This is a genomic window from Psychrobacillus insolitus, from assembly GCF_003254155.1.
In the GTDB taxonomy this organism is placed as follows: Bacteria; Bacillota; Bacilli; order Bacillales_A; family Planococcaceae; genus Psychrobacillus; species Psychrobacillus insolitus.
Genome location: NZ_QKZI01000001.1, coordinates 442,821 through 468,581, shown reverse-complemented (window position 1 = coordinate 468,581; position 25,761 = coordinate 442,821). Strand labels below are relative to the sequence as shown.

At 36.3% G+C, this 25,761-nt stretch carries 28 protein-coding genes and 1 pseudogene; 3 read left to right on the top strand and 26 right to left on the bottom strand.

What is annotated here, in order from left to right; all coding sequences use genetic code 11:
• Positions 1-30 precede the first annotated feature (30 nt).
• The 16 genes from C7437_RS02265 to C7437_RS02195 form a co-directional block, all read right to left on the bottom strand.
• A complete protein-coding gene (locus C7437_RS02265; RefSeq protein ID WP_111438017.1) occupies positions 31-405 on the bottom strand; it encodes a hypothetical protein in 375 nt (124 codons plus the stop codon).
• Between the two features lie 340 nt (positions 406-745).
• Positions 746-1,768 carry a DUF4179 domain-containing protein gene (locus C7437_RS02260; RefSeq protein WP_111438016.1) on the bottom strand — a complete coding sequence of 341 codons (1,023 nt, stop codon included), beginning with the start codon at positions 1,766-1,768 and terminating at the stop codon, positions 746-748.
• Positions 1,765-2,328, bottom strand: coding sequence for a sigma-70 family RNA polymerase sigma factor (locus C7437_RS02255; RefSeq protein ID WP_111438015.1), 564 nt, complete (start codon positions 2,326-2,328; stop codon positions 1,765-1,767). Before C7437_RS02255 ends, C7437_RS02260 begins: the two co-directional genes overlap by 4 nt.
• Positions 2,329-2,608: 280 nt before the next feature.
• The gene (locus C7437_RS16835; protein WP_170122293.1) at positions 2,609-2,773 is read right to left on the bottom strand and encodes a hypothetical protein; all 165 of its coding nucleotides are present in this window, start codon (positions 2,771-2,773) and stop codon (positions 2,609-2,611) included.
• Positions 2,774-2,811: 38 nt separating this feature from the next.
• Positions 2,812-3,465 carry a M48 family metallopeptidase gene (locus C7437_RS02250; RefSeq protein WP_111438967.1) on the bottom strand — a complete coding sequence of 218 codons (654 nt, stop codon included), beginning with the start codon at positions 3,463-3,465 and terminating at the stop codon, positions 2,812-2,814.
• 346 nt (positions 3,466-3,811) lie between these two features.
• A complete protein-coding gene (locus tag C7437_RS02245) occupies positions 3,812-4,165 on the bottom strand; it encodes a serine hydrolase (protein WP_111438014.1) in 354 nt (117 codons plus the stop codon).
• Positions 4,166-4,242: 77 nt separating this feature from the next.
• Positions 4,243-4,542 (bottom strand): hypothetical protein, encoded by a 300-nt coding sequence (locus C7437_RS02240; RefSeq protein ID WP_111438013.1) that lies wholly within the window; start codon positions 4,540-4,542, stop codon positions 4,243-4,245.
• 384 nt (positions 4,543-4,926) lie between these two features.
• A complete protein-coding gene (locus C7437_RS02235; protein ID WP_111438012.1) occupies positions 4,927-5,598 on the bottom strand; it encodes a serine/threonine protein kinase in 672 nt (223 codons plus the stop codon).
• Between the two features lie 695 nt (positions 5,599-6,293).
• Complete coding sequence (locus C7437_RS02230) at positions 6,294-6,956, bottom strand: urease accessory protein UreH (RefSeq protein WP_111438011.1); 663 nt, start codon at positions 6,954-6,956, stop codon at positions 6,294-6,296.
• A 61-nt stretch (positions 6,957-7,017) separates the two neighbouring features.
• Positions 7,018-7,842, bottom strand: coding sequence for an urease accessory protein UreD (locus C7437_RS02225; RefSeq protein ID WP_111438010.1), 825 nt, complete (start codon positions 7,840-7,842; stop codon positions 7,018-7,020).
• 1 nt (position 7,843) lies between these two features.
• Positions 7,844-8,455, bottom strand: coding sequence for an urease accessory protein UreG (gene ureG, locus C7437_RS02220; protein WP_111438009.1), 612 nt, complete (start codon positions 8,453-8,455; stop codon positions 7,844-7,846).
• A gap of 22 nt (positions 8,456-8,477) precedes the next feature.
• On the bottom strand, positions 8,478-9,164 hold the full coding sequence (locus C7437_RS02215; protein ID WP_111438008.1) for an urease accessory protein UreF: 687 nt from the start codon (positions 9,162-9,164) through the stop codon (positions 8,478-8,480).
• Positions 9,157-9,612, bottom strand: a complete 456-nt coding sequence (gene ureE / locus C7437_RS02210; RefSeq protein ID WP_111438007.1) for an urease accessory protein UreE — start codon at positions 9,610-9,612, stop codon at positions 9,157-9,159. Before ureE ends, C7437_RS02215 begins: the two co-directional genes overlap by 8 nt.
• A 9-nt stretch (positions 9,613-9,621) precedes the next feature.
• Entirely contained in the window at positions 9,622-11,334 is a 1,713-nt protein-coding gene (gene ureC, locus C7437_RS02205) for an urease subunit alpha (protein WP_111438006.1), read from the bottom strand.
• A gap of 2 nt (positions 11,335-11,336) precedes the next feature.
• Positions 11,337-11,654, bottom strand: a complete 318-nt coding sequence (locus tag C7437_RS02200; protein ID WP_111438005.1) for an urease subunit beta — start codon at positions 11,652-11,654, stop codon at positions 11,337-11,339.
• Between the two features lie 14 nt (positions 11,655-11,668).
• Positions 11,669-11,971, bottom strand: coding sequence for an urease subunit gamma (locus C7437_RS02195; protein WP_111438004.1), 303 nt, complete (start codon positions 11,969-11,971; stop codon positions 11,669-11,671).
• Positions 11,972-12,481: 510 nt separating this feature from the next.
• Between C7437_RS02195 and C7437_RS02185 the strand changes: the two genes are divergently transcribed.
• Positions 12,482-13,411 (top strand): urea transporter, encoded by a 930-nt coding sequence (locus C7437_RS02185; protein WP_111438002.1) that lies wholly within the window; start codon positions 12,482-12,484, stop codon positions 13,409-13,411.
• Positions 13,412-13,655: 244 nt separating this feature from the next.
• Entirely contained in the window at positions 13,656-14,108 is a 453-nt protein-coding gene (locus tag C7437_RS02180; RefSeq protein WP_111438001.1) for a hypothetical protein, read from the top strand.
• Between the two features lie 269 nt (positions 14,109-14,377).
• Here C7437_RS02180 and C7437_RS02175 read toward each other — a convergent pair whose 3' ends face one another.
• The 10 genes and pseudogenes from C7437_RS02175 to C7437_RS02130 all read right to left on the bottom strand — a co-directional run bounded on the left by C7437_RS02175 (position 14,378) and on the right by C7437_RS02130 (position 24,831).
• A complete protein-coding gene (locus tag C7437_RS02175; protein WP_111438000.1) occupies positions 14,378-14,602 on the bottom strand; it encodes a hypothetical protein in 225 nt (74 codons plus the stop codon).
• Positions 14,603-14,904: 302 nt separating this feature from the next.
• Positions 14,905-15,084 (bottom strand): annotated as a pseudogene (locus C7437_RS02170) (YdhK family protein); the annotation flags it as partial.
• 110 nt (positions 15,085-15,194) lie between these two features.
• Complete coding sequence (locus tag C7437_RS02165) at positions 15,195-16,130, bottom strand: bile acid:sodium symporter family protein (RefSeq protein ID WP_245909184.1); 936 nt, start codon at positions 16,128-16,130, stop codon at positions 15,195-15,197.
• 271 nt (positions 16,131-16,401) lie between these two features.
• Positions 16,402-18,210 carry a DUF4153 domain-containing protein gene (locus C7437_RS02160; RefSeq protein WP_111438965.1) on the bottom strand — a complete coding sequence of 603 codons (1,809 nt, stop codon included), beginning with the start codon at positions 18,208-18,210 and terminating at the stop codon, positions 16,402-16,404.
• 325 nt (positions 18,211-18,535) lie between these two features.
• On the bottom strand, positions 18,536-20,722 hold the full coding sequence (locus tag C7437_RS02155) for an MMPL family transporter (protein ID WP_111437998.1): 2,187 nt from the start codon (positions 20,720-20,722) through the stop codon (positions 18,536-18,538).
• Between the two features lie 343 nt (positions 20,723-21,065).
• On the bottom strand, positions 21,066-21,311 hold the full coding sequence (locus C7437_RS02150; RefSeq protein ID WP_111437997.1) for a hypothetical protein: 246 nt from the start codon (positions 21,309-21,311) through the stop codon (positions 21,066-21,068).
• Between the two features lie 423 nt (positions 21,312-21,734).
• Positions 21,735-21,944 (bottom strand): hypothetical protein, encoded by a 210-nt coding sequence (locus C7437_RS02145; RefSeq protein WP_111437996.1) that lies wholly within the window; start codon positions 21,942-21,944, stop codon positions 21,735-21,737.
• A gap of 322 nt (positions 21,945-22,266) precedes the next feature.
• A complete protein-coding gene (locus tag C7437_RS02140; RefSeq protein WP_111438964.1) occupies positions 22,267-23,199 on the bottom strand; it encodes a metal ABC transporter substrate-binding protein in 933 nt (310 codons plus the stop codon).
• 7 nt (positions 23,200-23,206) lie between these two features.
• The gene (locus C7437_RS02135; protein ID WP_111437995.1) at positions 23,207-24,088 is read right to left on the bottom strand and encodes a metal ABC transporter permease; all 882 of its coding nucleotides are present in this window, start codon (positions 24,086-24,088) and stop codon (positions 23,207-23,209) included.
• Positions 24,088-24,831, bottom strand: coding sequence for a metal ABC transporter ATP-binding protein (locus C7437_RS02130; RefSeq protein ID WP_111437994.1), 744 nt, complete (start codon positions 24,829-24,831; stop codon positions 24,088-24,090). The genes C7437_RS02135 and C7437_RS02130 overlap by 1 nt, the downstream gene beginning before the upstream one ends.
• A gap of 592 nt (positions 24,832-25,423) precedes the next feature.
• Here C7437_RS02130 and C7437_RS16830 point away from each other — a divergent pair.
• Entirely contained in the window at positions 25,424-25,564 is a 141-nt protein-coding gene (locus C7437_RS16830; RefSeq protein WP_170122292.1) for a hypothetical protein, read from the top strand.
• Positions 25,565-25,761: the final 197 nt, after the last annotated feature.

The following is a 25,761-nucleotide window of genomic DNA, read 5'->3' as shown; positions in this document are numbered from 1 at the left end:
AAATATATACCAGCTAACTTTATATGACATTTATTGAAAGACCCCTTGTGTCCAAAGAATAAGGCTAAAGATTAAATATAAAATGATTGCAATTAGTAGAACAAAAGCTACTTGTAAACGAGTGAATGCTTGTGATGTACTTTGCTGTTTCTTTTCTCCAACCATTTTTGCAACTTTAAAATTGATTGGAATGAAAAATAAGGAGAAGAAAAACCCAGCAGACATTGATATACAAATACCTTGAATGAAAACAGGTGCATTTAATTCAGACAGCATATTTCCGACCACGAAATAAGGTATCCCAATCCAATATCCGAATGTCAAGATTAGTAAGGTTATTGCAATAATCAACAACATAAAATTTTTCTTTAAAACAAATGCGTATGCTCTACTATATAAACTCATAACCCATCCCACCCAACCATTTATTGAGCAACTAAACTGTGCGTGTTAAGTAGAATCCTCCACAATCTCATATCTATATTAACATAAATACCCAATTTATATCATTCATTTCTGAACACGCCCCACTCCAAATGGACAAGGGCGTTTTTTTATACCTATGAAGTAACATCATTCTATGTTCAATAGCAGATTAGATTTTTTCTTATATTACAATTAGACCATTAAGAAAATGAGAAAAAAGTGCTATTAGTGAAAATTGGTTATGCACTTGTATTAATAGGATTATAAAAATTGCCAATTTTTTATTACTCATTTATTTCAATTTTCATTTGCTCACACATTATCTATTAAGTTCCACTGTAATTGGCTCTAATAATTCTCTCATATCTGATGTTATTTCACCTGATTGTGAAACATAAAAAATTTCAGCTGTTAATGTAACAGTAGCTACATCCTCTGGTAAATTATATAACGCAAAGCTCCAATCAAAGCCATGTCCATCCTCAGAAATAGCTCCACCATTGTCATGGATTTCATACTCATTTCCATGATTATCAATCGCCTTCACGAAATGAATTGATGATAGTGGGTGCTTTTTCATAATAGCTGGGTCGATGTTAAATTCATACTGTATAACTGTTGATAAATCAGTATAGTTCACTTTATTTATTTGAATTTTCGCTTGATCATCAGTTGAAGTTATTTTTAAATGTTCTGATTTACCAGGAAGTGTATCCATTGTAAAGGTAAATGACCAATCCCCTTCAAAAGTTTCATTTGTATCGGGGTTTGAAATTTTTTCAGGTTGCCATATAATTTGCAATACGTCCAACTCTTTATTAAATGTAGGTGTCATTTTTATCATACCTGTATAAAACCCGTCAGCAGACTTCTCTAATGATGAAGCCCCTGTTGCAGCAGTAGCTCCCTTTATATCGAACATTGTATCAATTAAAGGCTGCTCCCCTAAATCTTTGTCGGAATGGATGGCATACGCCACCATTAAAGTAGTACCATCGTAAACTGCATTTTCAATCATGATATCGATACCATTACTCGATTCCACTTGGTTAATAATCGTCGCCAGCGCCACATAGTTTTTTGGCACAAAATTAGGATCGATTTTTTCTAAAATATTTTCAACAAAAGGTAACTGACTCGCAATTGTTGGCAATGCATACACGCTTCCTGAAATCGCTACTAAACTAACAACTGCAGCTGTTACAACTTTTTTCCACGTACGATTGGACGCTTTTTTTGTACGTGCATTTTTACGGATTTTCTGCTTCTGCATGTCTGTTAATGACTTTTCCTCAATTGTATCAACATCTATTTCCACAAATCTTTTCATCTCTTCATTCATATGAATTGCTCCTTTAATTTTATATTTTGAGCAAGCTTTTTTCGACCACGTGATAAACGATTATCGATAGCAGTTACAGACAAATGTAAAGCTTTTGCTATTTCACTACTTGGTAAATTTAAAAAGTATTTCATTATGAAAATGTCACGATCTATTTCTGGCAATCGACTAATGGCAACTAGTAGCTCATCTCTTTGTTCCTTTTGTATATATGCCCCTTGCATATCAGGTATTGATTGCTCCAAAAGAACTTGCTCATCTGATTGTTCACGTGTCTTTTGCTTTTCTAATGCACGATAATAGTCAATCGCCTTATATTTTGTAATCATGCCAAACCACTTTTTAAAAGCTATTGCGTCGCCATCAAATTGATGAGCACGTTGCCAAACAAGTAAAAAGGTATCATTTACACATTCATCGACGGCTTGACGGCTAATATGTCCCAAAATATGATGGGATATACCGTGAACTAAGCCTCCGTAATGATCCATTATATATTCGAGTGCATCTTCTTTTTGTTTTTTGAGTCGACTAATATAATTTCTCTCTGTACATTTCATTTGCTCGCTCCTTCACTTCATTCGAAAAGCTTTTCACTAACTATAACGAAGCAAGCAACAACTTTCTCGCATAAAAAAATCGATGTAAATGAAAATTTACATCGATGAGGTAGTATATAATTTGGTATTGTTTTTTAATTCTCTATAGCCTAAAAAAACAGGTTTTTCTTATTGTCTATTTTTGATAAAACCAAATGGATTATCTTGGAAAGCGAATCTTTAACAAACGCTACCCATCCCCAAGTAAAAACTGCTAGAATCCATCTTGAAATCAATAAATCTAACGAAATAACATTTTTATTACAGAACCTATTACGAGTCCTAATCCTGATCCAATAAATATTGTAAATCCAATATTAAAATTAAATATCAATCCAATAATAATTCCAACACCTGCTCCAATAACCAATCCAATACCTACCGATTCCTGAAACATCTTACTCATTTCCCCCCTTAATTTTCACTGGAAATGTAACCGAGTTTTTAAAATGACATTGAATGCCCGTGCCTTGCTAAAAACGCTTCTTTTTCTTTATAATCTGGCATTATACTTCCAACACGTCTCCAAAATGATCGATCATGATTCATATGAATTAAATGACATAGTTCATGGATTATTACATAATCGATGACTTCGATTGGGGCCATAGCAAGACGATAATTAAAGGTTAGCTTTTTATCTGAACTACAACTACCCCACTTGGTTTTAGATTCTACTATTTCAATGATTTTAGGCTTTACTTTCAGTTGTTTTTGATATATTTTTATCCGTTCTCCTACAATCGTCTTACATCTCTTGATATAGAACTTCTTGAGATTATTTTTAAGTGCCTCTTCATTTAATTCACTATTATCTATTAATTCATGAAGAAAACACTCTTTTCCAAGGTATAAGAACTTCTCCTTCGCGTGATATTCTCTTGCCCTTGGGATTTCTCGAGCTACTCCAATTTCATGAATTTTCTCTAGTATCCATTTCCCTTTACTTTCTACTGCATTGACAATAATTTCTTTACTTGCGTCTTTGGGAACTTTAACAGTTATGAAACCTAATGAATCTATATGAATGGATAGTTTCTCCCTATTTCCATACTGAACATTAAATTCTATCATTTTATTTTCAAATTTAACTTTCATAACTAGCATCACATTTATACATTGACTTCCAACCCTTACTTTTTAATAAAATCATTTCTTCTTTTTCAACTTACTCTCTGTTTTCTTTCTATTCTAAGCATCCCTAATTTCATTATGGTTGAGATGAAGGAATAGATTTTTTGAACATTTTTCACGTCATTTACGTGGCTCGACTTGATCGCATTGTTAAAATTTATCGATTCCTTAATTCTTCCATAAGCTTAACGCCAAGAACCGTTGATGGAATTCGATAGTTTGGCGAGAGGTTAGAAAGAATGACAACGGCAGTGCCACTTTCCGGATCAAATCCCAGATAACTGTTGTAACTGTCGGTACCCCCGTTATGTCAGACATTGATCTTGTCATCTTGAACGACTTTAGCAACCATAGCTGCTGTAAATGTTTTTGTGAGTGAACCGATTTCATATGTATGAAGCTCAGGCGAAAGTATCCCGGCATTATTTCCATATACGATATAAGAGGATTGTCCATCTTTCACTATACCTACAGTAATGACTGCATCCCGATTGTCCTTAAGTGTATAGTTTAAAGCGTCATCAAAGGACAGTCCTGGAATTTTTTTCATCATATCCTTACCATATAATGACAATCCAATAATGATGCCTGCTGCAACCAAAAGAAGCACAACAATAACTACTATTGTGTTTTTTGTTTTTCGTTTGCCTTTTAATTTTAGCATATTACATTTCCTTACCCATTTTATTTTTTCCCTGTGCTAGAAACTTTCAGGTTTGTAACTAACACAGGGATATTTCACTATGGTTGTTTGTAATATAAAGCATTCATTCCAGCAAATAAAGGTTTACCACTATCGTTTTTGCGGTCAATTATATCTTGACCAGTTATATCGGAGTATGAAACCCCATCTTCATTTGAAGTAATGACCTGGAGCTTACTTGTTGGATCAAGCGTGTGAACATAGCCCCCTTTTGCCTCGAAGTATGCAGTCGTAACTTTCCCTCTCATGGATAGATCCACAAAAATATAACCTAATTCCGCTTTCCGCTCAATTGCATCTGATTCCACAATACTGTCATTCAAAATCTTTAAGTTCATTCTCATTCACTCCCAGTCTGCTAATACTTGGTTAGTTAATTACCATTGTGTAACAATTTTACCATATATGTATCTATAAAATCTGAATGATGAGATAATTTTTTTACGACAATTTAATTGGTGATGTCATAATTTGGAGTTGGTCCATGTGCTTAATCAAAAGTACTCCAGCAACCATTTGAACAAACCTTTTCTGATTTCCATGCAGCAATTAAGTCAAAAACACCCCATTTCATGCAATGGGGTGTTTCTGAAAATTTAAAAGTAAATAATTAAATATCTACATTTGTTATGCAATTTTATAGATTTTGAGCGTTTTTTAATTTTCATGGTACTTGAATAAGCTGAATTCAAACACAAATATATTAAATAGAGCCTGTTCACCTACTTTTTATACAGATGTTTCAAAATAGTTTTTGTAAACTCCTCATAAGAAGAATTATCCCCTCGCTGGTTATACCATTTTCTAATCGTTTCTCCCAACCAAAACGGAACAGAATTTCCATCTATTAAATGATAGTATTGCTCATATCCTTTTTTTAGATGCTCCCAGCGAAAATCATCACCTGGCAATGTGTATTCAGATACATCAATTATTTTCGCTCTTCCGTTTTGTAATAAAATATTTTTCAAATGGATATCACGTGGGTTAAGACCCTTACTCCGAACATATTCTCTTGCATCCTCCACTTCATTTACAACACTTTCCGGAATGTGAATACCTTGTAGAATACAGTCAAAGAGCGTTTTTCCTTCCTCGTAACTTAAAACGAGGCATTCGTCGTATGAAGCAAAACATCTTGAAAAGAAGGGTGAATCTCCTAATATATGATACACATTTGCTTCAACTTTTACTTTGTTCACTTTGTCCTGAGCATACATTTTAAATGCATAAGCTGGGGTGGAAAGAGATTGAAAAACAGCTGCATCTGTCCCGACACCTATACATTTCAAATCATCAGCATCACCACTTATGGTTACAGGTTCGTTATTTGGATTTGAAAAAACTTTAATTTTGGAAAGAGAATCAATAGCTTTGTCCCAGTCGCTTTCCATATAATCTCTCCCTTCTTTAGTATTGATGAAAACTATATTTCCAATTACTTTAATAGGGATTCTATATTACCCTCATAAAAAATTAGATTATTTTTTAGATGACTTCACTACCATTTTTTAAGTTTACCACCAAGTTACTTGTTCAACTAACCAGTATGCTTGAGCTCAATTAGAAAAATAGCTTTACACCTACTTTAACTTAAGCACCAGTTAGTAAGTATTGTTTCTTCAGCCTTGAAACAAGCAAAAAAATTGAAAAAGAAATAAGGAACGGTATAAAAAAAGCATGATTCTGTTATAGAATCATGCTTTTTTTGTTATGACCCGGATGCTACAGAAGCAGCATTCAGCTTCTGGGACACCCTTCGACAATCAAGTACCTTTTTATAATTGAGCCCATGTTAGGAGGACCTTCACTTCCTTTCTCAAGAAGAAGCTAGTTAAGGTCCTTTTATTTTAAGGCCAATTTCAATTTATACTTCTCCTCTTCAATTACTTCAGGCTTTGAATATTATCTCTGTCTTACAAATTCTTTCATGGATGGCTAATGAGGAACGCTATCGAATAAACGACGGAAGCGTGAAGGAATTGATGTAGCTTTGCAAAATTGCACAATTGCACAATTCTTGATGGACCAAAGGCCAAACAAAATACTAAGAACTGTATATCGCCCCTTGCAGTGACGGAAAACTCGCCTATTTGAAAAATAGTGAAAGAAGTCCATCGTTAATTGCTAGATTGTACATATAGTACAAGCCAAATAATACACTGATGAAACCAGAGATAATCGTAAACAAAGAATTAATTTCTTTTTTAGAAGAACTAAACACGAATGGTATACCAATCACAGTTGTAAAAAGGAGCATCCCTGCTATCGTACCTCCTCCAAAAATAAGAATATATGTAGCGCTCTGCCAAAAGCTATTTACTGTGCTCATCGTCAATAAAACTATTGCAGCACTTCCAGCCAGCCCATGCACGAGACCGATGAAAGACGACTTAACAAAATAATGTTTATCACCATACTGACTATGATTTCCATGGTCATGACGATGATTTTTATTCGCTGACAAAACGTTGACTATTCCTAAGTAGACAAGCATGACACCGACTAAAAATTCGAGTGACATGGATACTTTATCTGAAATGCTATTTTTCATTAAAATAAAAGTAATCCCAATAAAAAACAAAGTAGCCGTGTGGCCGATTCCCCAAAAAACACCTGCTAAAGCCGATTGCGATAATTTTTTACTTCTGCTAGCAATTGTTGAAACGGCAATAATATGATCCGGCTCAATCGCATGTTTAATGCCCAGTATAAAACCTAGTGATAAAATTGAAAACAACGTGACATCCATCTAAAACCCCTTTCTATCTTTAATTCAATCAACATTTTTGTCCATCAAAATATTGATCTGATTAATATTTTCGTAAGGTAACTGGATGGCGATCATACCACTCTTTGCGGAGGAACGTGCTGCAAGCAACTATAAGTTCCTCAACTTTTTGTGTAGAATGAGCCAGTATACGCACTGTAAAACCGCTTTCTGTCAAGAGGGACAGTCCTGCTTTGCACGCGCCTAAATCTTTTTCGATTACATTATACAACCCTTGAAGTACGTCCTCATTTACTTTTTCACTAATCACAATTATCGAACCTAGATGAGTATATCCTTCCATATAACCGATTCCGTCCACACCGGCTTCTATGGGTTGGAGTTTTAAATGGTCAAATAAAACCAACTTTCCATCTAAATAAATTTCATTTTTCAGCTGAAGTAAATCATACTTAAACCACTCTCCGTCCGGAGACCAGCCTGGTGTTAAAATGTCACTGTAAAAAAGAGTAGCTCCACTTTCCATCCGAATGATCGTATTTTGCTTATACTTGGCATTACGATAGGCTATAAGCGGATCAGGAATGTATTCAAGTACACTGCCTTTTTTCAAGACAATTTCATTTTCTTGAAGAACGGGTGTATGCGGTGTTCTGTACACTTTCGTCGCAGACTGTGTCGTCAATATCAGCTCAGCTTGTTCCTCAAGTGTAATTTCCATCCGGTAACGGTCTCCATCTACATATCCTCCCCCTGGGTTAATGAGAAAATAACATGCTTGGCCGCTGTTATCAAGATAATGGGGACGCAGCATTTTAAATGCACCTTGGAAATATATTTGTTTCGTTACCGTCTTATCCCGTTTTTTCTCCATGCTCAGACGCAGCACGCCTGTCCATTTGTCCATCTTAATTCAACCCGGTGAGTAAAGCGTTTTGTTTAATCCAGCTGATGACTTTATCAAGACCTGTATTGTCTTGCAAGTTGGTGAAAACAAATGGCCTTTCGCCTCGGAACACTTTTGTATCCGCAGCCATGACATCCAAATTTGCATGTACATACGGAGCGAGATCAATTTTATTAATGATGAAAAGATCTGATTTAATCATTCCTTGTCCGCCTTTACGCGGAATTTTCTCTCCCTGGGCTACGTCGATAATATAGATGGAAAAGTCAACAAGTTCAGGGCTAAATGTAGCTGCTAAATTATCGCCGCCGCTTTCCACGAAGATCAAGTCCAAATCAGTGTGGCGTTTTTTCAACTCTTCAATCGCTGCACTATTCATTGACGTATCCTCACGAATCGCTGTATGAGGACAGCCGCCAGTTTCAACACCAATAATTCGGTCATCAGCCAATACACCATGATTTATTAAGTACTTAGCATCTTCCTTCGTGTAAATATCGTTCGTAATTGCCGCCATGCTAATATCATCCTTCATATGACGTGTTAATTTTTCGACAAGCATTGTTTTACCGGCACCAACTGGGCCGCCTACACCAATTTTAATCGGTTCCATTTAAAAGCACGTCCTTTCATTCTTATGACATAAAAATACGGATTAGTACCCGTTCATGTTTCATCTGAGAAATCTCCAAACCTGGGGCCACCGCGCCAAAATCGGCGATATCCATCGTTCTAATTTGTTCAACTGCTTTTGTAATCCACTGTTGAATATCACGTAAAATAAACTGCCCGGATGTTTGACCGAGTGGTATACCACGCACTGCATTTTGGGTAAGACTCGATATAGACGAATAAAGATACGTGGATAAAATGACATTCAACGGGACATTTAACTGGTGAGCAATAATTGTAAACACAATCGCAGGATGACCAAACGCTTCTCCATTAACTGTTTTTTCTTTATACAACGATAATAAAGGAGATGGATACAAATCATTTCCAATAGTCAACATGCGATAACCGATCTTATGTGTTCCTTCTCGCGTTTCTCTTGGAAGTGCTTGCACCGTTATTTTCCGGTCAAGTGCCCAGATCGTCTGGGCATCACTTTGCTCAAGCGCTTCATAAGCAAGTCGACAGGCTAACCCATCTGTACAGATGAGCTGCCCTAATACATACATTCGTAACCATTCTGAAAAACTGTCTTTATCATGTACTTTATTTTCCTGTATGTACGTTTCCAATCCGAATGAATGACTAAAAGCTCCTGTCGGCAAGTTGGAATCACATAACTGGAATAATGGCAGCAAATAGTTATCCATGACTATGTCCTATATGCCGGAATGCTTTCTTCACTTTCCGTTTTTCACGCACATACGGGAGACCGAGATCCTCAAGTAGTTCCTCAACAAGATAGTCGTATTGAACGAGCATCTTATCATCTTCAAATTGAGCTGGCAGATGCCGGTTGCCAAGCTGATGAGCAATCGTTCCCATCTCATTCATGTTCCTTGGCTCAATAACGATCACATCATCTGGAAATACCTCAATTAATATGATATTTTTTTCATCCATGTACAGTACGTCACCTGCACTCAACTCGCGGGATTCGCTTAAACGAATGCCAATCTCACGACCATGATCTGTTTTGACGCGTTGAATTCGTTTTACTAAGTCACTACTTTCAAGATACACTTTTTCTTTGTGTGTACCAGCAACAAGATCCGAATCAAGCTCATCAATATGTCCCACAATTTTCTCAATAATCATCTTTTCACCTCAAAATAAGAAATAACGTTGTCCCATAGGCACGACGTCTACCGGTTCACATGTAAGATGCTCTCCATCCACACGTACTTCATACGTTTCTGGATCGACCTTGATTTCAGGTGTGGCATCGTTTAGTTTCATGTCTTTTTTCGTCAATGATCGAATGCTGTGTACAGGAAGGACCAGCTTTTGGAGTCCTAATTTTTTATGAACGCCATCTTCATACGCTGCTTTTGAGACGAAAGTAATGGAGCTCTTATATTTTGCTTTTCCCATGGCAGCATACATTGGACGGTATAAAACTGGCTGCGGCGTCGGAATGGAAGCATTTGCATCTCCCATTAAACTTTGAACAACCAAGCCACCTTTTAAAATCATGTTCGGTTTCATGCCAAAAAATTGCGGATCCCATACTACAAGATCGGCAAATTTACCCACTTCAATCGAACCTACGTACTCAGAAATCCCATGTGTGATGGCTGGATTGATTGTATATTTCGCAACGTAACGTTTTATACGATTGTTATCGCCAACACCTACATCACCTTCAAGTTTCCCCCGCTGTTTTTTCATTTTATCCGCTGTTTGCCATGTCCGTAAAATGACTTCCCCAATACGTCCCATCGCCTGCGAGTCGGAACTCGTCATACTAAACACACCCATATCCTGTAAAATATCTTCCGCTGCAATCGTTTCACCACGAATCCGCGAATCAGCAAACGCGACATCTTCTGGAATATCCGGACTTAAATGATGACACACCATTAGCATATCAAGATGCTCATCAATTGTATTCACTGTGTAAGGAAGCGTCGGATTAGTAGAAGAGGGGAGCACATTCGGATAGCTGGCTAATTTAATAATGTCCGGCGCATGACCACCTCCCGCACCTTCCGTGTGGTACGTATGAATTACGCGACCTTTAAACGCGGACGCTGTATCTTCCGCAAAGCCGCCCTCATTCAATGTATCTGAGTGGAGTGCGACTTGAACATCATATTCATCAGCGACTTTTAAAGACAAATCAATCGCTGAACGTGTTGCACCCCAGTCTTCATGGACCTTCAGCCCAATCGCACCAGCCCGAATTTGCTCCGAAAGCGGCTCTTCTGCACCGGCGTGTCCTTTCCCTAGAAATCCAACATTAATCGGCATATCTTCCGCTGCTTCAAGCATTCGGTGAATATTCCATTCACCTGGGGTAACAGTTGTCGCTTTCGACCCTTCAGCAGGACCTGTTCCACCACCGATCAGCGTTGTCAAGCCAGCAGTTAGAGCGGTTTCTATTTGAGCTGGATTAATGAAATGAACATGCGTATCGATTCCGCCTGCCGTCAAAACCTTCCCTTCACCGGCAATAATTTCAGTAGATGCACCGATCGTAATCGTCACACCATCCATTAAAAGCAGGTTACCTGCTTTTCCAATGGCAAAAATCTTCCCGTCTCGGACTGCTACATCCGCTTTGTAAATACCTGTATAATCCAGCACAATGACGTTGGTAATCACAAGGTCCGGAACATTATCGGCACGGACGGCGAGAGGGTGACTGCCCATTCCATCACGGATCACTTTACCTCCACCGAAAACCACTTCATCTCCGTATCTTGTAAAGTCTTTTTCAATTTCAATAAACAACTCTGTATCCGCTAGACGAATGGCATCACCTGTTGTTGGACCATACATATCAGAATATTGTTTTCTCGTCATACGAAAGCTCATATTTATTCCCCCTGATCTAATGATCCCTCTGTTTTATTGTTTAATCCATATACACGTCTTTCCCCTGTGAACACGACCAATTGTACTTCTTTTTTGTCACCTGGCTCAAAACGAACAGCTGAACCCGCTGGAATATCTAAACGAAATCCAAAGGCTGCTTCACGATTAAATTCAAGGCTTGTATTGATTTCATAAAAATGAAAGTGGGATCCTACCTGAACGGGACGGTCTCCTTTATTTAAAACGGAAATCTTTTTCGTTTCCTTCCCTTCATTGCAAACAATATCTTCCGACTTTAAAATGTATTCTCCAGGTATCATTCAAAAATTCCTCCTTATCGTATTGGCACGTGGACAGTCACAAGTTTTACACCATCCGGAAACGTCGCTTCTACTTGCACATCATGAATCATATCGGCCACGCCTTCCATGACATCTTCGACCGTTAAAATCGTTGCACCGTATTCCATTAACTCGGCAACGGTTTTACCGTCACGGGCTCCCTCTAAAATTTCATACGTAATCAAGGAAACTGCTTCCGGGTGATTCAGCTTCAGTCCTCGTTCTTTTCGACGTCTAGCCAAATCAGCTGCCACAACAATTAATAATTTTTCTTGTTCTCTAGGCAACAAATGCATACAAGTTCCTCCATTTCACAATAAATTTCTCGGGTTTTTTTCCAGCTAATTAATATACGATAAGCTCATATATCAATTTCTATATACACCAATTTTTATACATGAATTTTTAACTCTTTATTTAAATTGGATAGTTATATAATCAAATACAACAACTTAAGATGAAAAGTCACAGATAACCCGTGTATGATTAAGTAGACTAACCTATAATATTGAAACAATATAAAACACCTCCGATATGGGAATACTTCAAAAAAGTATTCCCATATCGGAGGTGTTTTTGCGTGTACAAATAAGTATATTCAAGTGAACTTAAATGGATAGTTGTAAAAGAAAAAATAAGCCATTACTAACACTGACAGAACGAAAAACTAGTAAAGAAATTATCGGGAAAATCGATGCGAAAGCAAGTGAGGCAGTGACGACAATAACTCCCACTTTTTTAGCAGCTAAAAAGAAATATTCGACTTTCAGCAACTTGACGTGGAAATTTATTAAAGGAGCTTTTTTATGCAAACACATCTAACTGTAAGAAATGTGCTTACCATGTTTTCCGCTTCACTAAAAGGAATCTCACAAGTTCTATTAATTGAAAATGCCATCACCGGTTTCATTGTGCTCGTAGCCATATCTCTCTATTCTGTCCCATTAAGCATCATGACCTTCATGTCCTCGTTTATCGGAACAGTTACGGCAAAAATAGGCGGTGCCGACGAAAAACTGATTTCTCAAGGTTTATTCAGCTTCAACTCAGCTCTCTCCGGTTTAGCAACGGTGATTTTTTTAGAAGGAAATCATCTTTGGATCATCGCATTGTTCAGTGCTGTGATAGCTACCGTATTCACAGCAGGGATGATGCACTTAACAAAACCATTTGATGTCCCTTCTCTTACCTTTCCTTACATTATTCTTACCTGGTTTTTACTGACAGCTTCACATCGTTTACAGTTTTTCGAAGTGATTAATTCTCTCGTTCCGCAAGGTCTGGCTTATTGGCATTTGGATATCTCTGGTCCCGTCGATTTGATAAGCGGCTTCACGAAAAGTATTGGACAAATTTATTTCCTTGATAATATTTGGAGCGGTCTTCTCATTCTAGCAGGCATTTTTTTTGCGAGCAAAAGACTCGGTATGCTCGCTATATATGCAACCATTATTTCCTTGCTGGCTGCTTATTATCTAGGTAGCGAACACTCTTTATTGAGTTCTGGATTATACGGATATAATGCTATATTAACTATTTTTGCCGTTTCGGACGTTTTTCATAACAAAAAGAAATTGATTCCTTTTTCTGGTCTGCTGGCAGCGGTAATATCTGTACTAATCACCGCGAGTCTGGATAGCTTTTTACTACCCTATGGTTTGCCACCTCTCACTATGCCGTTCGTCTTAAGCACATGGCTTTTTTTATTTGCCCGAAAACTAATGCCTAACCTTTAAACATAAGAAGCTGAATGAATACAAACCTTAATGAATATTTTCTTTCAAGCTAGTTTATTTCTTAGCCTATTTATTTCCTTTGCCAGGGGGTTCTCACACCGAACCTTAAACATAGTATTATTACCATTGATAAAATGAATGGAAAGCAATTGAAATTAATTATGTCCATTTATTGAAAAAGCTGAATATTTATTATTAATTAAGGGAATTACTGAAGGGGAATATTTCTAAAAGGAGGAAAATAATGTCTTTCGAAAACGAACTAGAGAAATTTGAATTAGAACCTGTATTTGAGGAACGACTTTATGAACGATACGAATTCACAGTCAAAGTTCGAGGCGATGAATTTAAAGGTCATTTTCACAATGAGGAAATTCAATGGCTTCAACCACACCCGCGACAAATGATCGGTGACGATAAAACCGATACTTTAGAAAAAAGTATCTATAAGTTGATGAACGAACATCGTACGACTAGCGATGGAAATGACGTCGAACTTACTGTAGCATTTGAGGGAAGATTGCACGAACGTCAACAATTTACAATTCAAATTCAAGGGGAAGAATATAAAGGCTTTGTCCATGAAGGAGAAATACAGTGGTTCCAACCTCGTCCTCACCAAGAGCTTAAAAATGAGCACGTCCAAGCAATCGAAGTAGAAATTCATGAAAAAGTAGCCGATCAAGAAAAAGAATAATAGAGAAAACAAAAAAGTAACAGCATTGCGATCAAGTTTCCATAAGTTGCAAATACATAGCCAAGAATGGTACTTAATACTTTTTTCGAATGTGCTTGTTGTTTCAATAATTCATAAACAAGAGCTAGTTTTCTCGTCATCATCTTTCAATTACTAGCTTCCAACTATATTATTTGTATCAACAATGCTTTTCCTTGATAAGAGCTATTCTCCCTCATAGAAGTCTTTCTTGTGGTTTAGAAGAAAGTCAAGTGGCCGCAAAGTGTGTTCTAGAACGGCAGTACTTTTCTTTCTATTTCCATTTCAACTAGATGTGAACCTACTTCATACAATTCTTCTAATGGGATTCCTCTTCTTTTAGCAGTACGTTCAATTAGTTTAATCTCTGATTGCATGGCATTGGATAGAATACCTTTATCTATATTTTTGTTTATAAAATAATAAAACCCAGCTACCATTTCTGTTTCCATTTTATCATAAAGAGAATCATCCATTTATTGCACCCCTTTTCAATCCCTATTATACATAGTGGAATTAAATAATGATACTACTCTTTTAAAAGAAATGTCCCTAAAAGATAGTGTTTGTATAAATATACCATTAAAGCTATAAAAAAAGTTTTCCTTTTATAGCATACCTATTATCTGTATGAATGAATAACAGTAGATAAAATAATGTTTTCGTCTAAGTATTTGGTAATTTTGAAGGATTCAAATTAACAAAAAAGAGTACAACTGTCTCTATATATTAGACAGTTGTACTCTAAAAGAAATTAGCCTTTCAATTTTACACATTATTATTTAGCAGACAATTCGCTTTCTGTTACCCATTTATGATTTGTTACTACCTCTCCATTAGTAGAAGTGAAACCAATCATATACACTGTTGTTTCTTTTGCAGTATCGATTATAGCGGTTGCACCATCCATACCGTTCATGTGACCCGCATTTATGATTACTTCTGTACCAGGTTCCAGAAGAATTTCCTTCGCAGCTTTTAGCTATATATTATGAAGATGCATCATCTGCAGCTAAATGTTGAACCTCAATTAATTGTCATAAGAGCTTATTTATTTAAAAAAAATAATCATATACTCTGTTTCTCAACCACTTTACTAAAAAAGGAAGCTAACACTTGCTGGAATAGCATGCCGAAAACTACAGGCATAGCAACCTTTGAAGGGAAATAAGTTGTGGCGATGATTACACCTACTGAAATATTACGCATTCCACCAATAAACACAAATGTGGTTCTTATACTTTGATCTTTCCAAATTATGCGTCCTAATAATATAGCGAAAACATAACCAGAAAAAGAAATAAGCAGTACAATTAAAATGACACCGATCAATTCCCATGTAATATTTTTTAAATAAGGGGCAATTGCACTACTATTAATCATAATAACGCCAAAAAGGCTAAGTTTTGAAAAAGGAGCTAATTTCTTTCCATATTTCGCTTGAATAGAACCTTTCGAAATTTCATTTACTAAAATCCCTAAAATAGAAGGCAATACAACCATCCATACTAAATCTAAAACAAGCGAAACACTGTCAATGGCAATTGTTTCACCAACAATTAGATGAAGTAGTGCTGGCATAACAAGAGGAGATATTAACGTATTAATAAGAACAATAGATAAACAAAGTGGTAAATTCCCTTTACAAATTGTTACCCAAATCACGCTAGTAACACCTGTTGGAACTGCCACCGATAAAACAAAACCAATTGTTAATAGATTATCTTGAAAAATGATTGTCGATAAAAAATAAGCCCAAATAGGCATAAGAATATGTAAGAAAGCGATACTAAAAAGGATGGTTTTGGGATACTTGACAAACACTTTTACATCTTTAAATTTCATGCCTAAGGTACTAACAAAAGTCATAAATGCAAATAACCATGAAACCATAAATAATAGATTTTGTCCTACACTTTCAAGTAGTACACCAATAACTAAACTAAGTGGTGTTAAAATAGGCATCCATCTTTGGAGAAATAAATTGAATTTTTCTAACAACATAAATACCTTCTTCCCATGAAAAAACGACTTCTTCTATTATACACAAGATTGTATTATTTTTCTTATTGGTTTTCTATGACATTGCTAAAGTTCTCTTTTTCCAAATGGACATTTCCTATTCGCTTTAGAAATATTTATGGTAATAGAATAAAACGAGAAATAAATCGAGGAGCTACGTGACTCCGTAGCTCCTCGATTTTTTCGGTCATTCAATAACGCTTGTTTATCTGTCGCTACCCTAAGTAACGTAAGACATGTTTCTGACTTTATCTTATTTAATTTTAAGCAAAACATAAAAATCAGCGCTATATTGAGCATCATAGGCATCTACGGAATTGACCAGGATACTCATCTTGACGCGGTCATTTTCTTGAATAATGGTAGCCTTCTCCACTGTCAATGTATTTCCTTTTCCTTCATAACCTTCTGGATTGTTCTCCAAAAGCTTGTTGGAAATTTCCATTGTATCGAATTGGATCAATTCTTCTTCATTTTCATCCATTAAACTGATCGCAAAGTAATCTCCAACCAGTTGTTTCGTTAGCATATAGCTCATACCATCTTTTTCAATCGGGATCGGTTGCTCAGCATCCATTCCTGCTTGAGAACTGTATATATTCATATGAACCATATGATCATAATCCTCAACATTCAATACGGGATTTTGATTCCAGTCTAAGTAGGCGGATTGACCTTGAGCCGTCCCGTTGCTTAGTTGTTCGTATACTTCTTCAAAACCGAAAGTCTTTTTAAAGTTGTCATAATAAAAAACATTATCCGGCAACCAATCGATTTCATTCGCATAGTTCATGCTGTCTATATAGCTGACCGTGTGAGTGATGATTTTCTTGTCTTCCTTAGAAACAGCTGAATTAGGCACGATTGTATCATTTTCAATCATGTTATTTACAAGAAGTGTCTTTTCAAGTAAGTTTATTTGATTTACACGACTCACCGTAAAAGCATCAATAGGTGGAATGATAGAAATAGCAGAAAATACGATTAATACGGCAGCTATTATCCCATGTTTTTTGATTGGTAAAAAGCTGAAAATTAGTCCGGCAATTGTTGCGAAGATACCAAACAGGATGACGTAATAACGACCATATGTGATGCCCATTTCTTGTATTTTTAAAATGGAAGCAATCGTTTGGAATAAAACAATCGGCACTAACACCTTAGGAAATACCTTTCTGAATAGGCTTGCGAATTTATTCTCCAGATCGCTAGCAAGCAGATACACTAAAATCACTGTGATAGCATAGGAGACCAACAGTGGTTCCAATAAGTTTTTCGTCCAAAAATTGTCACGGATATTTAATATGACATAAGCCAAAAGGATCACCGTATACACTGCAGTTAAAGGAATAATGATATAAGACATCAAGATCCTCAAATTCTTTGGACTACTAATCGCTTTTTCTACTTTTTCCTCTTGCAGAGTCAACTCTTCAATTGTAAGATTTGAATCCCTTTTCCCCGGATAAGGAGGCATAAAAGATAAGAAAAATATCGGTGCAAATAAACAAAATACTATACTCAAAGCATGTGGAATCGCATTATTGTTCACCGAAAAAAGAAGACTGTCTGTCGCAAAAATAATGGCACTGACACCTCCTGCAATGACGGCTGTAAAGAGAACCGTAATGAAAAAGGCTTTAAACGTGGACATAAAACTTTCATGAAACGCAATTTTACTTTTAATAGTAGGGATCCATATGAAGGCCATAACCAGTGCAAACATAGTAACGCCTGTTTTGGTACCGATCTCTGTACTGAAGACGGACGCCGACTGGATTGCAAAGTAGTATGCAACTGACAAAAGGACAGCCCCACCTAGTAGCATTATACGTTCACTCATTTTTGTAAAAAAGCGTTCGAAAATATGCTGACTCACTGCACTTAGTAATGCCCCAATCAAAAAGGTAAAAATATATCTAGAATAATCTTCTCTTTCATTGTTGATTGAAATAGCATTTACAACTGCAGTAGCTATAAGAAAGAGCATGGTCAGCGGATACCTATTAGCCGCCTGTATGAGCCCTTCCATTTTGTTTCGCAAGCTATCAATTACTTTCATCACAAACACCTTCTCCTCTATTTAGTATTGGTTAGCTAGCATTATAAAGGAATTTTAACACATATATTAATAGGAGTCATTTTACCCTCAGAAAAACCGACATGTCGATTTACATATTATTCCAATCTTTTGTGGATGGATCTGTCTCATAATTATGTAAAAGTTGCATTGCGTTTGCACTATGTCAACCATGCACAATCGTAAACGAAAGTAGGCAAAATAAAAAATGAGTCCAGTATAGTACCGAACTCATTTTGAACAAGCATCATAGTGAAATAACCATGTCTAACTTTTTAGGGTAACTTCAAAATGTCGTTAATAATAATTAGCTTTGCTTCTTTTCCTTTTCAAGCTCTTTCATAATTGATTCGCCTTCGATATCAATATTTGGCAAGATTTTTTCCAACCATTTCGGCATATACCAAGCTGCTTTGCCCATTAAAAGCATGATAGCTGGAACGATCATCATTCGCACGATAAATGCGTCAAATAGAACGCCAAATGTAAGTGCCATACCAATAATTTTTATCATCGGATCTGGTGTCATCATAAAGCCTGTAAATACAGCAATCATAATTAAACCTGCTGCTGTTACAACACCACCACTATCACGAATACCCGCAAGTACTGCTTTACGTGCATCACCTGAATGCGTAAATTCTTCGCGCATACGACTCACTAAAAATACTTCATAGTCCATTGCTAGACCGAATAATATCCCTACCGTAATAATCGGTAAGAAACTTAATATTGGACTCGTCGTTGCATAACCAAATACTTCATAAAAATTCCCATCTTGTACAACCCATGTGATAAAACCAAGCGTTGCACCAAGTGATAGGACAAATCCTAATACCGCTTTTAATGGTACTAAAATCGAACGGAAAATCACCATAAAGATAATAAACGCTAAGCCAATAATAGTCGATGCAAAAACAGGTAATGCATCCCCTAGCTTTTCAGAAATATCAATATTCATGGCTGTCATACCTGTTACGTTAAGCTTCATACCGTCCATTTCTGCGTTACGAATATCATGTACTAATTCAATTGTTTCATCATCATTTGGTCCACTTGTTGGGTTTAATGTGATAACTGCCATTTCACCAGACTCTTTTGGAATGACATTCGTAATCATATCGACATGATCCATAGCCATTAAATCAGCCTGAAGCTGCTCAAGCTTAGATAATACCTCGCCATCTTTTTCTGTTGCTTCAGCTACAACTACTAACGAAGCATGATAGCCTTCACCGTATGCTTCTTTTAATAAATCATACGAATCACGCTGATCTGTCCCTTCCTCATAGAAACTATCATCTGGCAATCCTAGTTTCATATCGAAGAATGGAATTGAAATTACTGAAAGTAAGAGTACACCAATGATAACAAACAGCGCTGGCATTTTATTTAATGCCTTTGCCCAACCTTGCATGAACTTTCCAGAAAGCTTTATGCGATTTGCTACTTTTTCAGCTGTCGTTTTTTTACGATCCACAGGTGGTGTAATTTTGTGTCCAAGCACATTTAAAAGGGCCGGTACAACAACGATCGCTACGATGATTGAAAAGAGTACGGTTAATGCAGCTGAATAACCCATAATTGACAAGAATGGAATTTGAGGAATAGCTAGGCCTACTAGTGCAATAATAACTGTAATTCCCGCAAACACAACTGCCGTACCAGCTGTTCCATTTGCAATGGCAATGGATTGCTTAATTGAATACCCCTTCTCATATTCTTGACGGAATCTGGAAACAATAAATAGGGCGTAATCTATCCCTACAGCAAGCCCCAACATCCCTGCTAATGATAAACAAACTGCTGCAATTGATGTAAAGTTTGTTGCAATTAAAATACAGAAAATACCAATAAGTAAACCGATAACAGCTGTAAAAATTGGCATACCAGCTAATCGAAGTGATCCAAATGTTAAAAATAAAATAAGGAACGCTGCAATTATACCTAGTATTTCCGTTTTCATATGTACTTCGAATGGATAAACCTCTGTTTCTGAGGAATACAGCTCTGTTTGAATTCCTTCATCAGATGTTGCAGGCAATAATGCACGAAGTTCATCTACTTGATCAAATGTCACTTCTTTTGACGGAACGTCATAAATCGCCATTGCATAAGCGATTGTTTGATCTTCATTATAATTTTGTAACATTTCAGGTAGATAGACTGCTTCTATACCATCTAGTTTTTCTACATCTTTTATTAAAGAAGCTATGTTTCCTTGAACATCTGAATCTAATAATGTTTTGCCTTCTGGTGCTTTAAATACAATTTGTATTTGTGCCCCAGCCTTTCCTACCTCTGGAAACTTTTCTTCTAGTAATTCAATCGTATTTTGTGCTGATGTTCCTGGAATTGACATATCATCATTAAAATTCATGCCCATTCCTAATACGACTGCTCCAAGTGCTATAAAAAGCGCCAATGTTGAAAACAGAACTGTCTTCACATGGTCAGCTGCCCAATAGCCAAGCTTATATAATAGTTTTGCCAATGTTGATGCCCCCTCTTATTCATACCATTTATTATACTATAATAAAGAAAAAAGAAAAAAGAAAAACCGCTAAATCTCCTTTTTTATTAGGACTTTTACGGTTCGCTTTGGCTATTTTATCCCCTTCTAGATGTCGTATAAGGATTTCGAAAAGGAAATATGAGATAGATAAAATGGATGAACTATTAGTACATGAACCCTTTTTTTGACACAAAGACTGCATCATTATGAAAAGAATGTATTACAGAAGTGACACAGTTAAAATGGAGCGAAATTTTACGCGTAGCGAAGTAGCCATGATTGTAATTGGTCATTTACTATATATTTAAAACTTGATTAATTACTATTCTTCTTGTATGAACTTCACCACATCATATCCGCAATTTTTACAAACCATCAAATGAGGACAAATCTGATCTTTAGATGTATTCGGATAGCCATCACCCATTTTTACAGTCTCTTCATCATTATAATGCCCATATGGATCTAAAAAATCGGATACCTTACCTGAATCATCTAATTGAGCATTACATTTTGGACAATACACTTCTAATACTTTTAATGAGTTACATATAGGACACATTGCCATAAGTATCACTCCTTTTAGCTATCCAGTTTAGTATCCATTGATTTATCGATTCTATGTAACAAAAAAACTGGTTCAAGAAAGTTACTGACTCTACATTCGGTTATCTATTCTTTATTACTTCGGCATCTATTTTTCTTATACCTCATTTAGAAATAAGGAAATAATTCGTAAACGAAATATTTCCTGGGAAACCGCAGAATCTAACAATAAACGCTCTTATTTACCCTAGAATGCACCATTATCCGACATTGATATTCATATATGTAAAGTAGATCATTTCAGTCTAGCCCGTGCTCTAACTGGATTTTCAATGATCAATTTGACTGTAAGTCCCTCTGTTAGAAATAAATAGATTACACTTAGTTGGATAACAAAGTGTAACCCATTCATACCCCATCAATTAAAGGATGGCTTTACTTAATTCTAATCTCTTGTTTTAGAGCCATGATTGTCGTCATCATTCGTACCTTTCCCCGCCTTTTTTTCCAGCGTTCTGCCAGCAATAGCACCTGCAGCAGTACCAAATGGATCAAGAGCAGTAGCCATGGTATCCCCAGTAAAAGCACCTACACTAATTCCTGCTTCCTCTTCAGTATTGTTATTGTCCCGTTTGCGTTTGTTGATATCAGCCATCTATTTCACTCCCTCGTTTTTTATAGGGAAATGCTATTTTTTAATTGCACTATCCCGTAACATATTTTGTCCAATAGAGACAAATATATGAGGAGTGATTAATAAGTATTTACTATTGACGTATTAAAAACCTGTTTATTATTCTACGTTCAAATGGTACTATCAAAAGACTTTTCGAAGTGCAAATTACCGTTAGGAGGATCTTCACTACCTTTTTAGAAAAAGAAATTGAAGCACTAAAGCCCTTAACCAAAAGGTTAAGGGCTTTAGTACTTCAAGAAAATGTCCAATAGTTTTTATAGTAGTATTTATTACCGTTTCTTTATTTTTCAGTCAATCCTCTGTAAATCGTATCAATATTCCATTCCATCATCTTGATATACGTATCTCCATCCTCACCTGATTTACCGATAGAATCAGTGAAAACTTTCCCGAAAATTGGCACATCTGTTTCACTAGAAACCATTTCCATGCTCCTTGGATCTATACTTGTTTCAACGAATAAGACAGGGTCTTTTTTCGAGCGAATAAAGTCAACTAAAGTACTTACTTGTTCTGGGGAACCTTGATTCTCAGAGTTAATTTCCCAGATGTAGGCTGCCTCAAAACCATAGGCTTCAGAGAAATATTTAAATGCACCTTCACTTGTAATCAGTAATCGTTGTTCCTGTGGAATTTTGCTATAACGCTCTACTGCTTCTTGATGTAGATTCTCCAACTTCTCTATATATTCTTTTGCGTTTTTTTCATAAACATCTGCATGTTTTGGGTCAACTTTAATTAATCCTATTTTTGCATTTTCAGCATATTTGATACCATTTCGAATATCTAACCATGCATGTGGATCTTCTTCTGATTCTTTTCCTTTAGATGTTAAGTGCATCGGATCCACTCCATCACTCAAACGGTATACGGGTGCTTCTTTTCCTGTTTTCTCTGTGGTAAGTAGTAGTTTTTCAAACCATGAGTTGCCACCTTCTAAATTGAGCCCATTATAGAACACTATATCTGCATCCGTTGTCAATTGAACATCTAATGGCAGAGGATCATATTCATGAGGATTAGAACCAACTGGCGCTAAAGAATGCACTTCTACACGATCACCACCAACATTCTTCACGATGTCGTAAATGATTGAATAAGTGGCAATCACTTGAATCTTATCGGCATTATCTTTTTTTGAATTTCCTTCTTCCTTACTACAACTTGCAAGTACAAGTACTAAAAACAGTAACAGTGTAGAAAGCTTCTTTATAATCATCTTAATCCTCCCTATCTAATTTTATTCGCGAATACATTACTCTTTTTCTCAAGCTTTTAATTGCCCGCCACATCAATCCTTGTTTAGGGGAAAATACAAATGCAAGAACAAAAAGTACAGTTGCTGCCAGTACAATTGTGGCCCCTGAAGCTAAATTATAGGTATAGCTGAAATACAATCCCAAAATGGATGCTAACACTCCAATTCCAGCTGAAAGGTAAAGCATTACCCAGAGCCTATTTGTTAACAAATAGGCAGTTGAAGCTGGAGTGATAAGCATCGCCACTACTAGAATGATACCGACTGTTTGTAACGAAGCCACTGTCACCAATGTCAGAAGTGTCATCAAGAAGTAATGAATAACCCGTGTTGGCAACCCGTATGCTGCTGCCATGGTTGGGTCGAATGAACTAACTAGCAATTCTTTATAAAACACATAGACACATACGAGTACAAGAATTCCTATAAACAGTGTGGACCACATTTCTGACGGTCGAACTGCAAGCACGTTTCCGAATAGAATGTGGTACAAATCTGTGCTACTTTTCATAAATGTAATCAGGATAATCCCCGACGCAAAGGCGGCAGTAAACATAATCCCGATCGATACGTCGTTTTTAATTCGACTGTTCTGACTGATAAAACCAATACCGAGTGCTGTTAAGATTCCTGTAAAGACTGCACCAAAAAAGAAGTTAATACCAAGCAAGTATGATAATGCAACACCTGGTAGTACGGCATGAGAGATCGCGTCACCCATCAATGCCATACCTCTCAATATGATAAAGCAACCAATAACCCCACAAATAATCCCTACCATAATGGAGGTAGTTAATGCTTTTTGTAAAAACCCATATTGAAAGAGTGCGTCTATAAAATTCATCATACGCTCACCTCAGTCGCTGTGATGGAGGGAAACTGATTACCATACGCTTTACCTAGAACTTCTGGTTTGATTACATCTTCTACTGCTCCATAATCGATAAGTTCCTTATTCAATAAGATTAACTGATTAAAATAATGAGTGACTTTACTTAAGTCATGATGAACGACAACTACTGTTTTTCCACTATCGCGTAGTTCTTTCAATATGGAAATAATCGTTTCTTCACTCGTTACGTCAACTCCAACAAAAGGTTCATCAAGAAAGTACATTTCTGGTTTTTGCGCCAAGGCTCTTGCAAGAAATACACGTTGTTGTTGTCCACCAGATAATTCTCCGATTTGACGATTTCGGAGTTCTGCAATTCCTACTTTTTCTAAACATTCATACGCCCACGCCTTATCAACTTTCTTTGGCCGCTTAAATATTCCTAAACTTGGATATGTGCCAAGTATAACTGTATCAATAACCGTTATAGGAAAGTCCCAGTCGATATTGCTTCGCTGGGGTACGTATGCAACTTTTGTTCTCATTTCCTTTATCGACTTACCAAGAATCTGAACCTCCCCTTTATCTTTACTAATGAGGTTCAATAGTGCTTTTAAAAGTGTTGATTTCCCTGCACCATTTGGTCCAATAATTCCTACCAAGTTACCTTCATTTATTGTAAAACTGACATTTTTCAATGCCTCATTTCCGAAATACGATACATATAACTCTTTAACAGAAATAGCAATATTCATAATTACACCTTCCTCTCTCTAAAATATTCAAATATATCGAGCTCTTTTTTCCTTAAAGCCAAAATGTTTCCTTAGACCAAATATATAGAATTACTTTTTAAAAAGCAACTACTTTTTATTCCCTTAAGACAAAATGTTTCCCTCACTCAAATATATGCATGTCAATTTGTTTTGTAGACGACAATCAAATAAAATTCTAAAATCCTCCAACCTGTTAAATTCAAATAATAGATGACTCTAGAAGAATTGACCTTTGCTAAAAATATATAAGCCATATTATCGACTAAAAGATTTCTTTTTCCGTTACCGGTAGGGTCATTAAGGATTAGTGGAAAAAGCACCGTCCTTCGCTTACTTGCTGGCCTTGAAAATTCAAGAGGAAGTAATGTTTGATCAAAAAACATTTCGTCAACCAGAAAAACGTGGCATAGGGATGGTTTTGGAGATTATGCACTCTTTGCTCTCTGCACTAATGGAAAATAATACTCTGGTCGCTTTTTTGTATCGACAACTATGATTAATAATCAATACATTTTACTTGGAATAAAATCATCAATACTGAGCACATTAAACTCTAGGAGGTGACGATACCATGGCAAAAGAAAATAAACCAAATTTCAAGAAGAAAGAACCTAATTCCAAAAACAACACTCGTGAAGAATTTGCAGAAGATCTAGATGTAAATAAACCTAAACGTAAAAATTCACAACAAAATAAAGAACAGAATCGATAATACATCAGTAATTTTTAATTGAATTCTCCTTTTCTTATTGCTTATGAAGTAATAAGGAAATAATTCGCAATCGAAATATTTCCTGGGAAACCGCAGAATCTAACAAAATATGTTCTTTTTTACCCTATCGTGCCCTATTAACCGACACCAAAATCATTATGTATAAGTAGATCATTTAAGCCCAGCCCAGGCTTTAC

Bases quoted from the DNA above. Each gene is read 5' to 3' on its own strand.
- C7437_RS02235 (WP_111438012.1), bottom strand. From the start codon at position 5,598: ATGGAAAGCGACTGGGACAAAGCTATTGATTCTCTTTCCAAAATTAAA.
- C7437_RS02240 (WP_111438013.1), bottom strand. From the start codon at position 4,542: ATGAACTTAAAGATTTTGAATGACAGTATTGTGGAATCAGATGCAATT.
- C7437_RS02260 (WP_111438016.1), bottom strand. From the start codon at position 1,768: ATGAATGAAGAGATGAAAAGATTTGTGGAAATAGATGTTGATACAATT.
- C7437_RS02130 (WP_111437994.1), bottom strand. From the start codon at position 24,831: ATGAATATTGCTATTTCTGTTAAAGAGTTATATGTATCGTATTTCGGA.
- C7437_RS02135 (WP_111437995.1), bottom strand. From the start codon at position 24,088: ATGAATTTTATAGACGCACTCTTTCAATATGGGTTTTTACAAAAAGCA.
- C7437_RS02165 (WP_245909184.1), bottom strand. From the start codon at position 16,130: ATGTTGTTAGAAAAATTCAATTTATTTCTCCAAAGATGGATGCCTATT.
- ureC (WP_111438006.1), bottom strand. From the start codon at position 11,334: ATGAGCTTTCGTATGACGAGAAAACAATATTCTGATATGTATGGTCCA.
- C7437_RS02230 (WP_111438011.1), bottom strand. From the start codon at position 6,956: ATGGATGTCACGTTGTTTTCAATTTTATCACTAGGTTTTATACTGGGC.
- C7437_RS02145 (WP_111437996.1), bottom strand. From the start codon at position 21,944: ATGGCTGATATCAACAAACGCAAACGGGACAATAACAATACTGAAGAG.
- C7437_RS02225 (WP_111438010.1), bottom strand. From the start codon at position 7,842: ATGGACAAATGGACAGGCGTGCTGCGTCTGAGCATGGAGAAAAAACGG.
- C7437_RS02180 (WP_111438001.1), top strand. From the start codon at position 13,656: ATGTCTTTCGAAAACGAACTAGAGAAATTTGAATTAGAACCTGTATTT.
- C7437_RS02255 (WP_111438015.1), bottom strand. From the start codon at position 2,328: ATGAAATGTACAGAGAGAAATTATATTAGTCGACTCAAAAAACAAAAA.
- C7437_RS02250 (WP_111438967.1), bottom strand. From the start codon at position 3,465: ATGAAAGTTAAATTTGAAAATAAAATGATAGAATTTAATGTTCAGTAT.
- ureG (WP_111438009.1), bottom strand. From the start codon at position 8,455: ATGGAACCGATTAAAATTGGTGTAGGCGGCCCAGTTGGTGCCGGTAAA.
- ureE (WP_111438007.1), bottom strand. From the start codon at position 9,612: ATGATTATTGAGAAAATTGTGGGACATATTGATGAGCTTGATTCGGAT.
- C7437_RS02195 (WP_111438004.1), bottom strand. From the start codon at position 11,971: ATGCATTTGTTGCCTAGAGAACAAGAAAAATTATTAATTGTTGTGGCA.
- C7437_RS02150 (WP_111437997.1), bottom strand. From the start codon at position 21,311: ATGGCAATGTGTCCTATATGTAACTCATTAAAAGTATTAGAAGTGTAT.
- C7437_RS02175 (WP_111438000.1), bottom strand. From the start codon at position 14,602: ATGGATGATTCTCTTTATGATAAAATGGAAACAGAAATGGTAGCTGGG.
- C7437_RS02160 (WP_111438965.1), bottom strand. From the start codon at position 18,210: ATGAAAGTAATTGATAGCTTGCGAAACAAAATGGAAGGGCTCATACAG.
- C7437_RS02215 (WP_111438008.1), bottom strand. From the start codon at position 9,164: ATGGATAACTATTTGCTGCCATTATTCCAGTTATGTGATTCCAACTTG.
- C7437_RS16830 (WP_170122292.1), top strand. From the start codon at position 25,424: ATGGCAAAAGAAAATAAACCAAATTTCAAGAAGAAAGAACCTAATTCC.
- C7437_RS02185 (WP_111438002.1), top strand. From the start codon at position 12,482: ATGCAAACACATCTAACTGTAAGAAATGTGCTTACCATGTTTTCCGCT.
- C7437_RS02200 (WP_111438005.1), bottom strand. From the start codon at position 11,654: ATGATACCTGGAGAATACATTTTAAAGTCGGAAGATATTGTTTGCAAT.
- C7437_RS02245 (WP_111438014.1), bottom strand. From the start codon at position 4,165: ATGCTAAAATTAAAAGGCAAACGAAAAACAAAAAACACAATAGTAGTT.
- C7437_RS16835 (WP_170122293.1), bottom strand. From the start codon at position 2,773: ATGAGTAAGATGTTTCAGGAATCGGTAGGTATTGGATTGGTTATTGGA.
- C7437_RS02265 (WP_111438017.1), bottom strand. From the start codon at position 405: ATGAGTTTATATAGTAGAGCATACGCATTTGTTTTAAAGAAAAATTTT.